This is a genomic window from Petralouisia sp. (assembly GCF_056822245.1).
In genome coordinates this window covers 1-13,503 of the sequence record NZ_JBQIOP010000031.1, presented here as the reverse complement: position 1 = coordinate 13,503, position 13,503 = coordinate 1, and the positions used below count along the sequence as shown (strand labels likewise).

Sequence of the window (13,503 nt, the reverse complement as noted above, 5' to 3'; positions counted from 1 at the left end):
TGGGGTATTTTTTTATAGGAAGATGCGGGTGGATTAATATGAAAATATCACCAGTCAGCATGAGTCCGGTAAAGATGGATGAAAGCAAATACAGTGTAATCATAAAAAACTCCTTCGTGCATTTTATTAACAAAGATCATTCAGAGCTGATGGCAAAATTATTACTCCGGCAGTTCAATATTATAGTTTATTGGGAAGAAATTGGCAAGACAAAACCCATTTATGATTCAAAAATAAGCGTTTGCGACAGAAAAGACAGAATACGGATCTTTTGTTTTATAATAAAACAATTAAGAAGAATGGCCATGATGGGGCATTTCTTATGATTGACAAATTTCAGGCGTTTCGCGATAATGATATCAGGCAGGACAGCCGCAAGGAGAATATGCAGTATGCTGAAACTATATATTTGCGAAGATATAGAAGTGCAGAGAAACAGAATGCAGCAAGTAATCGAAAACATGATTCTGATGGAAGAACTGGACATGGAGTTTGGCTGCGTTTCTGAAGATCCCCATAGGATTCTTGACACAGTGAAAGAAACCGGGGAAGTCGGAATATATTTTCTGGACATTGCCCTGGGCGCAGATATGACAGGACTGACTCTGGCCCAGGAAATCAGAAAATATGATCCAAGAGGGTTTATTATTTTTGTTACAACTCATTCAGAGATGAGTTACATGACGTTTATTTACAAATTAGAAGCGATGGATTTTATTTTGAAGGATGATCCGGAAGAACTGGAAAGAAGAATGTGCGAATGCATTCTCAAAGCCAGTCAGAGATTTGCGTCTGTGAATAATAAAGTGCATGCGAATTTTTCAGTGAAAGTGAACGAAAAGGTATTTACCGTAGATTATGATGAGATTCTCTTTTTTGAAACGTCTCCCAATGTACATAAGATTATTTTGCACTGCAAAAACCGTCAGATGGAATTCTTGGGGAAAATCAAAGAGATTGAGAAAGAGGTGGACGGCCGTTTTTACCGCTGTCACCGCTCTTTTCTGGTAAACAGAGACAATATCAGGGAAATTGATTTTCAGAACCGGGTGATTTATATGGTCAATGGAGATGAATGCCTGATTTCGTCCCGGATGATGAAAGGATTAAAATGAAATATAAAAAGCTGAATGTTACCGGGCTGTCTCAGGAGCATTCAGTTTTTTTATTGGGTCGGCGGCCGGCGTTTGCGATTCCCGGGTGAGTTTTTGGAGGCAGATAAAAGCAAAAAAGACAGAAAATGGATCGTTGGCTATAAAACCGCAGATATCGGGAAAAAACAGGTATAATGATATCTGTAAGGAACAGAAAACAAATTTCAGGATTGTTCCTTAAAGCTGGAAAGGAGAAAGAGAGAATATGAGGAATTTCTTAATAGGAGCCGCCATAGTAGCGGTAACAATGATGATTTTAATGGCAGTCAGTATCTTCTGCAATGTGGAAGGCATTTATTTGGAATCGACAGCGATAGGTGTCGTGTTAGGGATTGGCGCAATGATGGTTTATCAAAAACTGACGAAGGGAAAAACCCGGGAAACAGGGAAATGAATCTCAGGCTTTATGCTGTGAAATATAACCGCAGGAGCAATATCTGCCGGTCTCTGTGAAATTTGCCTTTACACCGTACATCCTCTTTGGTATAATAAATCCATCAAGTGAAAATATTAAGAAAAGAGATGACAGGAAATGATGGTTTTTATAATTGGAGGCGTGGTGCTGATTGCGGTAATCGTTTCAGTGGTGGCGTCTGTAGCCGGAGCAGTGGCAGGAGTCGTAGACGAGGACAGCGAAGATTAAATTTCTGAATACTGCATTTGATGCGGGAATTATCATTTTAGAACGATTTGTACCGAAGCGCATGTGAAAATGTTTTCTCAGATGTGCTTCGGGAAACGCTTTAGCATGATAATTCCTTTTTTTCGTATTGCGGAAAGAATGGAGCGTTGATTTTGAAAGAGCATATTGTATACAGGGTTCAGCCGGGCAGCATCGCAGAAGAACTGGAGGTGGCGCCGGGGGACAGGCTGCTGTCTGTCAATGAACATGAAATAGAAGATGTATTTGACTACCATTATTATACCAATGAAGAATATCTTACCCTTGTGATCCGTAAGGAAAACGGCGAGGAATGGGAACTGGAGATTGAAAAAGAATACGAAGAGGATTTGGGCATTGAATTTGAGAACGGCCTGATGGATGATTATAAGTCCTGCCGCAATAAATGTATTTTCTGTTTTATCGATCAGATGCCAAAGGGAATGCGGGATACGCTGTATTTTAAGGATGACGATTCCAGGCTTTCGTTTCTGCAGGGAAATTATGTGACCCTTACCAATATGAAAGATCATGATTTTCAGCGGATTCTGGACTACAGGCTTGGGCCGATTAATATTTCTGTGCAGGCCACAAACCCGGAGCTTCGCTGCAGAATGCTGAACAACCGGTTTGCAGGAGAGGCGTTAAAGAAAATAGACACGCTTTATGAAGCGGGAATTCCCATGAACGGCCAGATTGTCCTCTGCAAAGGAGTCAATGACAAAGAGGAGCTGAAGCGGAGCATAGAAGATTTGATGAAATATATGCCTGTAATGGAGAGCGTGTCGGTGGTTCCGGTGGGGCTGAGCAGATTCCGGGAGGGGCTGTATCCCTTAGAGCCTTTTACCAGGGAGGATGCAAAAGAAGTGCTTCAGACCGTCCATCATTATCAAAAATTGTGCATGGAGCAGTCGGAGCTTCATTTTATCCATGCCAGCGACGAATGGTATTTGCTGGCAGAGAAGGAGCTGCCGCCGGAAGAACAGTATGACGGATACCTTCAGCTGGAAAACGGCGTGGGAATGCTCAGGCTTCTGCGGGAAGAATTCCGAGAGGCGTTAGAGCAGGAAAAAGCCGGAAGGCCGGAAGCTTCAAGGGAGTTAAAGGCAGAGGAAATCACCGTTGCCACAGGCGTTCTTGCCGCTCCGGCGCTGAAAGAGCTGACGGAGCAGTTTCAGGCGGTTTTCCCGGAAAAACAGATTCAGGTTATTCCCATCCAAAATCATTTTTTCGGAGAACGGATTACGGTTTCAGGGCTTTTGACAGGACAGGATATCTTAGGGCAGCTGAAGGGAAAGAAACTGGGAGACAGGCTGCTGCTGCCCTGTAATCTTCTGCGCAGCGGGGAAGAGGTGTTTCTGGATGATATTACCCTTTCCCAGTTGGAAAATGCTTTACAAGTGAAGGCAGATATTGTAAAATCAAGCGGACAGGATTTGGTGTCGTGTTTGATGAGAGAAAGTTAGGAGAGTGGAATGAGTAAACCAGTAGTTGCAGTAGTGGGGCGTCCCAACGTGGGAAAATCCACCCTGTTCAATGCGTTGGCAGGAGAGAGGATTTCCATTGTCAAGGATACGCCGGGGGTTACAAGGGACAGGATTTATGCCGAGGTGAGCTGGCTGGATATGACCTTTACCCTGATTGATACCGGAGGAATTGAGCCGGAAAGCAAAGATATTATTTTATCTCAGATGCGGGAACAGGCGCAGATTGCCATTGATACGGCGGATGTGATTATTTTCATGACGGACGTGCGCCAGGGGCTTGTGGACGCGGATTCCAAGGTTGCGGATATGCTGCGCCGCTCCGGGAAGCCGGTGGTGCTTGTGGTGAACAAGGTGGACAGCTTTGAGAAATACATGACGGACGTCTATGAGTTTTACAATCTGGGAATCGGCGATCCGATTCCGGTTTCCTCAGCGTCCAGACTGGGAATCGGCGATATGCTGGATGAAGTGGCCAGGCATTTTCCGGAACATGCAGAAGCAGAAGAGGAGGACGAGCGGCCCAAGGTTGCAGTCGTGGGAAAGCCCAATGTAGGCAAGTCCTCGCTGATTAACCATCTGCTTGGAGAAGAGCGGGTGATTGTGTCAGAGATTGCAGGAACCACCAGAGACGCCATTGATACGGAGATTACCTGGCAGGATCGGGAATATGTGTTTATTGATACGGCAGGATTAAGAAGAAAGAGCAAGATTAAAGAGGAACTGGAGCGGTTCAGCATTATCCGCGCCGTTACGGCTGTGGAGCGGGCCGACGTGGTGGTGGTGGTGATTGACGCCACCGAAGGCGTGACGGAACAGGACGCCAAGATTGCAGGAATTGCCCATGAACGGGGTAAGGGAATTATCATTGCAGTGAATAAATGGGACGCCATTGAAAAAGACGATAAGACCATTTACAAGCATGCAGACCGAATCCGCCAGGTTTTAAGTTTTATGCCGTATGCGGAGATTCTTTTTATTTCGGCCAAAACCGGGCAGCGTACCCGGAAGCTTTTTGATATGATTGACGTGGTTTTGGAAAACAACTCCATGCGGGTTGCAACGGGAGTGCTGAATGAGATTATGACCGAAGCTGTTGCAATGCAGCAGCCCCCTTCCGATAAAGGCAAGAGGCTGAAGCTGTTCTACATGACGCAGGTTGCCGTAAAGCCGCCAACGTTTGTAATCTTTGTAAATGATAAGGAACTGATGCATTTTTCTTATACCAGATATCTGGAAAACAGAATCCGGGAGGCCTTCGGCTTCCAGGGCACATCGTTAAAATTCATCATTCGGGAAAGAAAGGAAGGGTAATATGATTCTCAGCAGAGTTATTTGTCTGGCCATTGGTTATGTTTTGGGACTGTTTCAAACAGGATTTATCTATGGGAAACTTCACCATATTGATATTCGGGAATACGGAAGCGGGAATGCGGGAGCCACCAACACGCTGCGCACGCTGGGGTGGAAAGCCGGCCTTATCACCTTTCTGGGAGACGCGGGAAAGGCCATGCTGTCCATGCTGATCGCCTGGCTGTTATTCCGGGAAAAATATCCGGAGGCGGTGCATTTACTGGAGATGTACGCAGGGCTTGGAACAGTTCTGGGCCATAATTTCCCCTTCTATATGAAGTTTAAAGGCGGAAAAGGAATTGCCTGTACGGCAGGATTTCTGCTTACCTTTTATCCGCCTCTGGCAGTTCTCTGCCTGTTGGTGTTTGTGGTGACCGTGGCTGCTACCCGTTACGTGTCCCTGGGTTCTATCCTGGTGTCCCTCTGTTTTTACATTCAGTTACTTATCTTCGGGCAGATGGGCCATATCAGGGTAAATGTCGGGCTGCTGCCGGAGATTTACGCTGTGGGCGCCGTGTTTACCATTCTGGCAATCTGGCGGCACCGGGCCAATGTGAAACGGCTTTTGACCGGAACGGAAAATAAAATTTCCGTCAGCAAGTCAGGGGATCTTAAGAAAAATTCATAAGAACATTACGAAAGAGAATCTCACAGGCGGGGATTCTCTTTTGTTATATCATCTGCAAAACATCAAAAAGGAGAGTGCAGCGCTGAGACAGGGAGACAAATTAAAGAACCGCTATGAAATTCAGAGAATTCTGGGAGCCGGAGGCTCTTCGAACGTTTATCTGGCTTATGACAAAGTACAGAAGAAGAACCGGGCAATCAAGGAGATCCGGAAATCTCAGGGAGCGGTGGAAGAGATACACAAAATAATCATGCGGCAGGAAACGGAACTGATTATGAGGCTGAAGTATCCCTATTTTCCGTCGGTGGAGGAAGTGGTGGAGGAGGAAGAAGCCTTATACATAGTAATGGAATACCTGGAAGGGGAAACGCTGGAGCAGGTTTTAAAGCGGTCAGGGCCTCAGTCCCAGGCAGACGTAGTCCGGTGGGCAAGAGACATGTGCCTGGTGCTGGGATATCTTCACAACTGCCGGCCGCCGGTGATTTACCGGGATATGAAGCCGGGCAATATTATGCTGCAGCCCGGCGGCAATCTGCGGCTGATTGATTTTGGAGCAGTTTTCACAGGAGATGGGGATACGCCTAATCTCGGGACCAGGGGATATGCGGCGCCGGAACAGCTTGCCGGAGAGCGGGCGGACGCCAGAACGGACATTTACGGTCTGGGAGTAACCATGTACCATCTGCTGACCGGCCAGGAGCCGGGACAGGTCAGGGACGGAGCCTTTCAGCTCCGCCGCTGCAGCCGCCGTTTGTCCCGGAAACTGGACAGAATTGTAAGGAGATGCACCCGCCCAAATCCGGATCAGCGGTATCCCTCCTGTGAAGATTTGAGAAAAGATCTGGAAAACTTTGCAAATCGCAAAAAACTATGATACAATAAGCAGGTTAAAAACAGAACATGTGTACCAGAACAGAACAAGAGGAAAGGAAAAGAGAATGGCAAAGAATCAGGAATACGGCGCCGGGAATATTACCGTATTAGAGGGCCTGGAAGCAGTGAGAAAAAGGCCGGGCATGTATATCGGAAGCGTGTCCCGCAAGGGCCTGAACCATTTAATTTATGAAATTGTAGACAATTCTGTGGATGAACATCTGGCAGGATTTTGCGATACCATATATGTAACCCTGGAGGCGGACGGCTCCTGCACCGTGGAGGACAATGGCCGGGGCATTCCCGTGGGAATGCATGAAAAGGGCATGTCTGCGGCCCGCCTGGTGTTCACCACCCTCCATGCAGGAGGAAAATTTGACAATGACGCCTATAAGACCAGCGGCGGCCTCCACGGAGTCGGTTCTTCTGTGGTAAACGCTCTGTCCACTTATTTGGATCTTCAGGTGCATCTGGGCGGGAAAATTTATCACGACAGATATGAAAAAGGGAATCCGGTGGTTGAGTTAGCGCAGGGGATGCTGCCGGTGATTGGGAAAACCAAAAAGACCGGCACCAGAATCAACTTTCTGCCTGATCCGGAAATATTTGAAAAAACCCGTTTCAAGGAGGAGGATGTAAAAAGCCGCCTTCATGAAACCGCTTACTTGAATCCCAGACTTACCATTGTTTATGAGGATAAGCGGGGAGAAGTCACGGAGCATTTGGAATTTCACGAGGAAGAGGGAATCAGCGGATTTGTGAAGGATTTGAACCGGAAAGCGGAAGCGGTTCATGATGTGGTGTATTTTAAAGGAGAGAGCGAAGGAATTACCGTGGAAGCGGCGTTTCAGTATATCAATGAATTTCATGAAAATGTACTGGGATTCTGCAACAATATTTACAATGCGGAAGGGGGAACCCATCTGACCGGATTTAAAACCATATTTACCACGGTGATCAACAATTATGCCAGAGAGCTGGGAATTTTAAAGGAGAAGGATTCCAATTTCACCGGGGCCGATGTGCGCAACGGCTTAACGGCTGTAATTTCCATTAAGCATCCCGATCCCCGGTTTGAAGGCCAGACCAAAACAAAATTAGACAACCAGGACGCTTCCCGGGTGACCGGCAAAATAACCGGAGAAGAGATTCAGCTTTATTTTGACAAGAATCTGGAGAATCTGAAAAAAGTCATTGCCTGCGCGGAAAAAGCGGCCAAAATCCGCAAATCCGAGGAAAAAGCCAAGACCAACCTTCTGACCAAACAGAAATTTTCCTTTGATTCCAACGGCAAACTGGCCAACTGCGAGAGCAGAGACGCTTCCGTCTGTGAGATTTTCATTGTGGAGGGAGATTCTGCCGGCGGCTCTGCCAAAACAGCCAGGGACCGGAATTATCAGGCAATTCTGCCCATCCGGGGGAAAATTCTGAATGTGGAAAAAGCCAGTATTGATAAGGTTTTGGCCAATGCGGAAATCAAAACCATGATCAATGCCTTCGGCTGCGGATTTTCAGAAGGGTTCGGCAATGATTTTGATATTTCCAAACTGCGCTATGACAAGATTATCATTATGGCGGATGCGGACGTGGACGGAGCCCATATTTCCACGCTGCTGCTGACGCTGTTTTACCGTTTTATGCCGGAGCTGATTTTCGAGGGACATGTCTATATCGCCATGCCGCCGCTGTACAAGGCTATTCCCTCCCGGGGAGCGGAGGAATATCTTTACGACGATGTGGCTTTGGAAAAATACCGGAAACGGCACAAAGGCCCCTTCACCCTGCAGCGGTATAAGGGACTGGGGGAGATGGATGCGGATCAGCTGTGGGAGACTACGCTGAATCCGGCTACCCGTATTTTAAAGCAGGTGGAAATTGAGGATGCAAGGATGGCTTCTGACGTGACAGAAATGCTGATGGGAACAGAGGTTCCGCCCCGGCGGGAGTTTATTCACGAGCATGCCCATGATGCGGAGCTTGACATTTAATGAATGTTTGGCACAGATAACTGACAGAAAGGATTTACCATGCAGGAAAAGGAACAGATTATCCGAACGGAATATTCGGAAATAATGCAGAAATCATACATAGATTACGCCATGAGCGTGATCATCGCAAGGGCGCTGCCGGACGTACGGGACGGATTGAAGCCTGTTCAGCGCAGAACCCTCTACGATATGCATGAACTGGGCATCCGCCATGACAGGCCCTACCGGAAATGCGCCCGTATCGTGGGGGATACCATGGGTAAATACCATCCCCATGGAGACAGCTCCATCTATGAGGCGCTGGTGGTGATGGCTCAGGAATTTAAGAAGGGCCTGCCCTTAGTGGACGGCCACGGCAATTTCGGTTCCATTGAGGGAGACGGGGCGGCGGCTATGCGTTATACGGAGGCCCGTCTGCAGAAAATCACCCAGGAAGCCTACCTTGCCGATTTGGACAAAGATGTGGTGGATTTTGTGCCCAATTTTGACGAGACGGAAAAAGAGCCCTCCGTGCTTCCGGTGAAGGTGCCCAATCTTTTGATTAATGGCGCGGAAGGCATTGCCGTGGGCATGGCTACCAGTATTCCGCCCCACAATTTTTCCGAAGTGATTGAAGGAGTGAAAGCCTATATGAAAAACCCTGATATCACAACGAAAGAGCTGATGGAGCATATCAAAGGCCCGGATTTTCCCACCGGGGGCATTGTGGTGAATCAGTCAGATTTGCTGCATATTTATGAGACAGGCGCCGGAAAAATCAAAATCCGGGGAAAAGTGGAGATTGAACAGGTAAAAGGCGGCAGGCAGCGGCTGGTGATTACGGAAATCCCCTACACCATGATAGGGGCCAATATCGGGAAATTCCTGATGGATGTGTACAATCTGACAGAGGCCCGGAAAACCAACGATATTGTGGATATTTCCAACCAGTCCTCCAAAGAGGGCATCCGCATTGTACTGGATTTGAAAAAAGGCGCAGATGTGGAAAATCTCTGCAACATGCTTTACAAAAAAACAAGACTGGAGGACACCTTCGGCGTCAATATGCTGGCAGTGGCAGAGGGCCGGCCGGAAACCATGGGGCTTGTGCCCATCATCCGCCATCATGTAAACTTCCAGTACGAACTGGCCACCAGAAAATACAAAACCCTGCTGGCAAAAGAACTGGAAAAGAAGGAAATCCAGGAAGGCTTAATCAAAGCCTGTGACGTTATTGACTTGATTATCGAAATCCTTCGGGGTTCCAAGAATATCAAAGACGCCAAAGACTGTCTGATGAACGGCAACACAAAGAACATAGAATTCCGCTACAAAGGTTCCGAAGCGGACGCCAGACAGCTCTGCTTTACAGAGCGGCAGGCCACGGCTATTTTAGAAATGCGCCTGTATAAGTTAATCGGGTTAGAAATTGAAGCCCTGATGAAAGAACACGATACAACCCTTTCTAATATTGCAAAGTATGAGGAAATCCTGGGAAGCCGCGCTGCAATGGCCAAAGTCATTATCAAAGAGCTGAACCGGTTTCAGAAAGAGTACGGCCGGGAGCGGAGAACTGCCATTGAAAATGCGGCGGAAGCAGTCTATGAGGAAAAGAAAGTGGAGGAGATGCCGGTAGTCCTTTTAATGGACCGGTTCGGCTATGTAAAGACAGTGGACGCCGCCACTTATGAGCGGAACCGGGAGGCGGCAGACGCGGAGAATAAATACGTGATTTCCTGTATGAATACAGACAAACTGTGTATTTTTACCGACAAGGGACAGATGCATTCCGTAAAGATTTTAGATCTGCCCCATGGAAAATTCCGGGACAAGGGAACGCCGTTGGATAACATCAGCAATTATAACAGCAATGAAGAAGTTATGGTCTGTGTCAGCAGCCTCAGCGGGCTGCTGGGGCGAAAACTGCTGTTTGCAAGCAGCGGCGGAATGCTCAAGCAGGTGCGTGGAGAAGAATTTGACGTATCCAAACGCACCGTTGCAGCCACCAAATTAAATGAAGGGGAGCGGCTGCTGCTGGTCCAAATTCTTTCAGAAACAGAAGAAGAGAGCATTGTTCTGCAGACAGAGAAAAACATGTTCCTGCGTTTTCTGGCCTCCGACGTGCCGGAAAAGAAAAAAGGAGCTATCGGAGTCCGGGGTATGAAAATTGATGAAAAAGACAGGCTTTCGGCCGTCTATCTTCTGAACCAGGAAGAACAGACAATCACGGTGAAAGAAAAAGAAATCGCCCTTCACCGGCTCCGGCTTGCCAACCGGGATGGAAAAGGCGTGAAAAAATAGCAGGCCGTCCCTAAGTCAAAGTTAGCAGTTAGTTAGCCGAAGCGTTACCCAGTTTTGCGTGCGAAAGGGCCGCCTGGCTGTTCCGTCCGTATCCAAATATATAAAACTTCTCTGTACTATTTAAAAAATATATATTACCACCCGAAAAACATGGAGGATTTTCAAATGAATACAAAAAAATTAGGTTTCGGCATTATGCGCCTTCCCCTTACAGACCCGTCGGATACCACAAAGATCGATTATGAAGCTTTCTGCCAAATGGCAGATCGTTTTATCAGCCAGGGCTTTTCTTATTTTGATACGGCAACGCCCTATCATGGAAAAGAATTCAGTGAACTGGCTTTTAGGGAATGCGTGGCTAAACGGTTTCCCAGGAATGATTATACCATCACGGACAAGCTGAGTTTTTCGCTGCTTCAGGAGGGGGACAGTCTGGAAGATTTTTTTACGGGACAGCTTGCCCGGTGCGGAGTGGAATTTTTCGACTATTACCTGCTCCATGCCATGAACCGGAATTATTTTGAAATGGCGGAGCGTATGGGCGCGTTTGAATTTGTGGCCCGAAAGAAAGCGGAAGGGAAAATCCGCCACATCGGTTTTTCCTTCCATGACAGCGCAGAAGTGCTGGAAGGAATTCTGGAAAAACATCCGGAGATGGAATATGTTCAGCTTCAGATCAATTATGCGGACTGGGAAGATCCGGAGGTTCAGTCCCGGAACTGTTACGAGGTCTGTGTGAAACATAAAAAACCGGTGATTGTTATGGAGCCGGTCAAAGGCGGGCTTCTGGCAAATCTCCCTGAGGACGCTGAAAATCTGCTGAGAAAGGCAAATCCCGGAATGTCTGCTGCCTCCTGGGCGGTTCGCTATGCGGCTTCTCTGGAAAATGTAGTGATGGTGCTCTCGGGCATGAGCAGCGAAGCGCAGATGGAGGATAATATTTCTTATATGAAGGAGTTAAAACCCCTGACAGAGTCAGAGCAGGAAACGCTTACGCAGGCTCTTGCGGCGATCCGCGCCAAAAAGAGCGTTGCCTGCACCAACTGCCGCTACTGTGTGGACGGCTGTCCCAAACAAATTCCGATTCCCGATTATTTCAAACTGTTAAACGGGGTCAGCCAGTTCGGTGACGCCAGATTTCCCGCCGCCAAGGAATCTTATGACCGGCAGGCTGAAAAATCTGGCAGGGCTTCCCACTGCATTCAGTGCGGCCAGTGTGAAACACAGTGTCCTCAGCATCTTCCGGTGATTCGGCATTTGCAGGAAGCGGCAAAGATGTTTGAACGGTGAAAAAGGGCAGTGAGAATATCGCAAATGCTGAATGGAAAAATATATCTTCATCCTGGAAATTTGTCTCCCATAAGGCTATACAGGATAGCTGGGGAGAATATATTCTGTTGAATATGCCCTGAGCCGGAACATGAGTCCAACCATGATTTCTGAATACCGGACAAAACTAATCAGCAAGGAAACCTTACAATGGAAACTTGTGGAACTGACAGAAATGACAGTGATTATGATGAGTCCCTGTTATTTTTGTACTTTCAAATCAACATAAGGAACGGAGACATAGGCGGTAAGGAGTCGTCTATGTCTTTTTTGACAATGATTGAGTTAAGCCGATTCGTATTATGGATGAATAGATTTATAAGGAGGACGGTTCAAATGAAAAAATATGGTTACATTCGGGTTTCTACAAAGGAGCAGAATCCGGAACGGCAGTTTATTGCATTAAAGGAACAGGGCATTTCGGAAGAAAATATCTATCTTGACAGAATATCAGGAAAAGATTTTCAGCGTCCGCAGTATCAGAAACTTTTAGCAGGTTTGAAACGGGGAGATGCTTTAATCATTAAAAGCATTGACAGGTTGGGAAGAAATTATGGGGAGATATTGGAGCAGTGGAGAATTGTCACAAAAGAAATAGGGGCGGATATTCAGGTGGTAGACATGCCATTGCTGAATACAAATTTCTGCCATGGAGATTTAACAGGCATTTTTATCTCTGATTTGGTTTTGCAGATTTTGGCTTATGTAGCGGAAACGGAGCGGGTTTTTATCAGACAGCGGCAGGCGGAGGGGATAGCGGCAGCAAAAGCCCGGGGGATTAAGTTTGGATGCCGGAAGGTGGAAACGCCTGAGAAATTTGAAGAATATTTTCAAATGTGGGAACAGGGAATGATATCAACACGCGAAGCAGCGGCTGATTTACATATGAGCCATTCGACATTTTACCGCAGATGCTGTGAAAAACTTAAGAGTCAGAAGAAAATATTGTAACAAATAGTAGACAATGAGAAACAGTTTTTTTCGATCTCACTCTCGTCTGCTTTCTGACAATTTTATCCATAAATACATTATAACCGAACTGTTTCAAAAAGTCTGCTTTGTGAAACAATTCGGTTCTGGTGATAAAAGGAAGGAGTAATTAAATTATGGGAGAAATATTCAGGTTTAAAGCGCTGCATAAGGCGATGGGTGGAATTGAAACAGATGCGGTAATATATGATAACAAAATTGAATTAAAAAGAAAAATATCTGGTATTGTTTCGATGTATTGTATTTAATAAAAATAAGCGTGAGATGGAAGAGAATTATAAGCGGATAAAAGAGATATTTGAAGAATTTTCCAGTAAAAATCAATCTGTTCAAAGTGTAACAAATGTTATTAATGAAGAATCGGCGTTGGACAAAATAAAGAAGCTGAAAGATTTATTGGATACAGGAGTAATCAGCCAAGAAGAATTTGATGCAAAGAAAGAAAAACTTCTGGATGCATTATAAACGGCTGAAGTATTTTGCATAACCGAAGGTGTAAAAGGAATTTCAGTATAGTATATGAAAGAGGGTGCAGACAAATGAAGAAACACATGGCAAAGTTTCTGGTATTCCTGCTGATGTTCGGCAGCCTTGCCATACATATCCCGGCCCTGGAAGTGCAGGCTGCAGACCAGGCAGAGGCTATCGTTGCCGTGGCAAAAAGGGTAGTGTAAATAAGTTTGTGTTTTTGGAAATAAATGGCTCCTTTTTGGTAAGAATTAGGATATGGAAATTCTTATCGAAAAGGAGTGTTTTTATGCCA

The 13,503-nt window shown here is 46.3% G+C and carries 13 protein-coding genes; all 13 read left to right on the top strand.

Going from position 1 to position 13,503, the window contains the following annotated elements; all coding sequences use genetic code 11:
* Positions 1–392 precede the first annotated feature (392 nt).
* The 13 genes from ACTO17_RS12825 (at position 393) to ACTO17_RS12765 (ending at position 13,414) form a co-directional block, all read left to right on the top strand.
* Positions 393–1,115: a LytR/AlgR family response regulator transcription factor gene (locus ACTO17_RS12825; protein WP_172536935.1), complete on the top strand. Its 723-nt coding sequence runs from the start codon at positions 393–395 to the stop codon at positions 1,113–1,115.
* A 244-nt stretch (positions 1,116–1,359) separates the two neighbouring features.
* Positions 1,360–1,548: a hypothetical protein gene (locus ACTO17_RS12820; protein WP_172536933.1), complete on the top strand. Its 189-nt coding sequence runs from the start codon at positions 1,360–1,362 to the stop codon at positions 1,546–1,548.
* Between the two features lie 395 nt (positions 1,549–1,943).
* Entirely contained in the window at positions 1,944–3,281 is a 1,338-nt protein-coding gene (locus ACTO17_RS12815) for a DUF512 domain-containing protein (protein WP_172536932.1), read from the top strand.
* Between the two features lie 9 nt (positions 3,282–3,290).
* Positions 3,291–4,613 (top strand): ribosome biogenesis GTPase Der, encoded by a 1,323-nt coding sequence (gene der, locus ACTO17_RS12810; RefSeq protein ID WP_482558194.1) that lies wholly within the window; start codon positions 3,291–3,293, stop codon positions 4,611–4,613.
* 1 nt (position 4,614) lies between these two features.
* Complete coding sequence (gene plsY, locus ACTO17_RS12805; RefSeq protein WP_482558193.1) at positions 4,615–5,280, top strand: glycerol-3-phosphate 1-O-acyltransferase PlsY; 666 nt, start codon at positions 4,615–4,617, stop codon at positions 5,278–5,280.
* A 40-nt stretch (positions 5,281–5,320) separates the two neighbouring features.
* On the top strand, positions 5,321–6,154 hold the full coding sequence (locus tag ACTO17_RS12800) for a serine/threonine protein kinase (RefSeq protein ID WP_482558192.1): 834 nt from the start codon (positions 5,321–5,323) through the stop codon (positions 6,152–6,154).
* Between the two features lie 64 nt (positions 6,155–6,218).
* On the top strand, positions 6,219–8,141 hold the full coding sequence (locus tag ACTO17_RS12795) for a DNA gyrase/topoisomerase IV subunit B (protein ID WP_172536929.1): 1,923 nt from the start codon (positions 6,219–6,221) through the stop codon (positions 8,139–8,141).
* Positions 8,142–8,180: 39 nt separating this feature from the next.
* Positions 8,181–10,421: a DNA gyrase/topoisomerase IV subunit A gene (locus ACTO17_RS12790; RefSeq protein WP_482558191.1), complete on the top strand. Its 2,241-nt coding sequence runs from the start codon at positions 8,181–8,183 to the stop codon at positions 10,419–10,421.
* Between the two features lie 165 nt (positions 10,422–10,586).
* Positions 10,587–11,711 carry an aldo/keto reductase gene (locus tag ACTO17_RS12785; protein WP_482558190.1) on the top strand — a complete coding sequence of 375 codons (1,125 nt, stop codon included), beginning with the start codon at positions 10,587–10,589 and terminating at the stop codon, positions 11,709–11,711.
* A 375-nt stretch (positions 11,712–12,086) separates the two neighbouring features.
* Entirely contained in the window at positions 12,087–12,701 is a 615-nt protein-coding gene (locus ACTO17_RS12780; protein WP_482558189.1) for a recombinase family protein, read from the top strand.
* A gap of 155 nt (positions 12,702–12,856) precedes the next feature.
* Complete coding sequence (locus tag ACTO17_RS12775) at positions 12,857–12,988, top strand: hypothetical protein (RefSeq protein ID WP_482558188.1); 132 nt, start codon at positions 12,857–12,859, stop codon at positions 12,986–12,988.
* Between the two features lie 16 nt (positions 12,989–13,004).
* Positions 13,005–13,205, top strand: coding sequence for an SHOCT domain-containing protein (locus ACTO17_RS12770; protein WP_482558187.1), 201 nt, complete (start codon positions 13,005–13,007; stop codon positions 13,203–13,205).
* 74 nt (positions 13,206–13,279) lie between these two features.
* Positions 13,280–13,414, top strand: coding sequence for a hypothetical protein (locus tag ACTO17_RS12765; RefSeq protein WP_482558186.1), 135 nt, complete (start codon positions 13,280–13,282; stop codon positions 13,412–13,414).
* Positions 13,415–13,503 lie beyond the last annotated feature (89 nt).

Coding starts and splice junctions, on each gene's coding strand:
- ACTO17_RS12785 (WP_482558190.1), top strand. CDS start 10,587: ATGAATACAAAAAAATTAGGTTTCGGCATTATGCGCCTTCCCCTTACA.
- ACTO17_RS12825 (WP_172536935.1), top strand. CDS start 393: ATGCTGAAACTATATATTTGCGAAGATATAGAAGTGCAGAGAAACAGA.
- plsY (WP_482558193.1), top strand. CDS start 4,615: ATGATTCTCAGCAGAGTTATTTGTCTGGCCATTGGTTATGTTTTGGGA.
- ACTO17_RS12765 (WP_482558186.1), top strand. CDS start 13,280: ATGAAGAAACACATGGCAAAGTTTCTGGTATTCCTGCTGATGTTCGGC.
- ACTO17_RS12770 (WP_482558187.1), top strand. CDS start 13,005: ATGGAAGAGAATTATAAGCGGATAAAAGAGATATTTGAAGAATTTTCC.
- ACTO17_RS12775 (WP_482558188.1), top strand. CDS start 12,857: ATGGGAGAAATATTCAGGTTTAAAGCGCTGCATAAGGCGATGGGTGGA.
- ACTO17_RS12790 (WP_482558191.1), top strand. CDS start 8,181: ATGCAGGAAAAGGAACAGATTATCCGAACGGAATATTCGGAAATAATG.
- ACTO17_RS12795 (WP_172536929.1), top strand. CDS start 6,219: ATGGCAAAGAATCAGGAATACGGCGCCGGGAATATTACCGTATTAGAG.
- ACTO17_RS12780 (WP_482558189.1), top strand. CDS start 12,087: ATGAAAAAATATGGTTACATTCGGGTTTCTACAAAGGAGCAGAATCCG.
- ACTO17_RS12820 (WP_172536933.1), top strand. CDS start 1,360: ATGAGGAATTTCTTAATAGGAGCCGCCATAGTAGCGGTAACAATGATG.
- der (WP_482558194.1), top strand. CDS start 3,291: ATGAGTAAACCAGTAGTTGCAGTAGTGGGGCGTCCCAACGTGGGAAAA.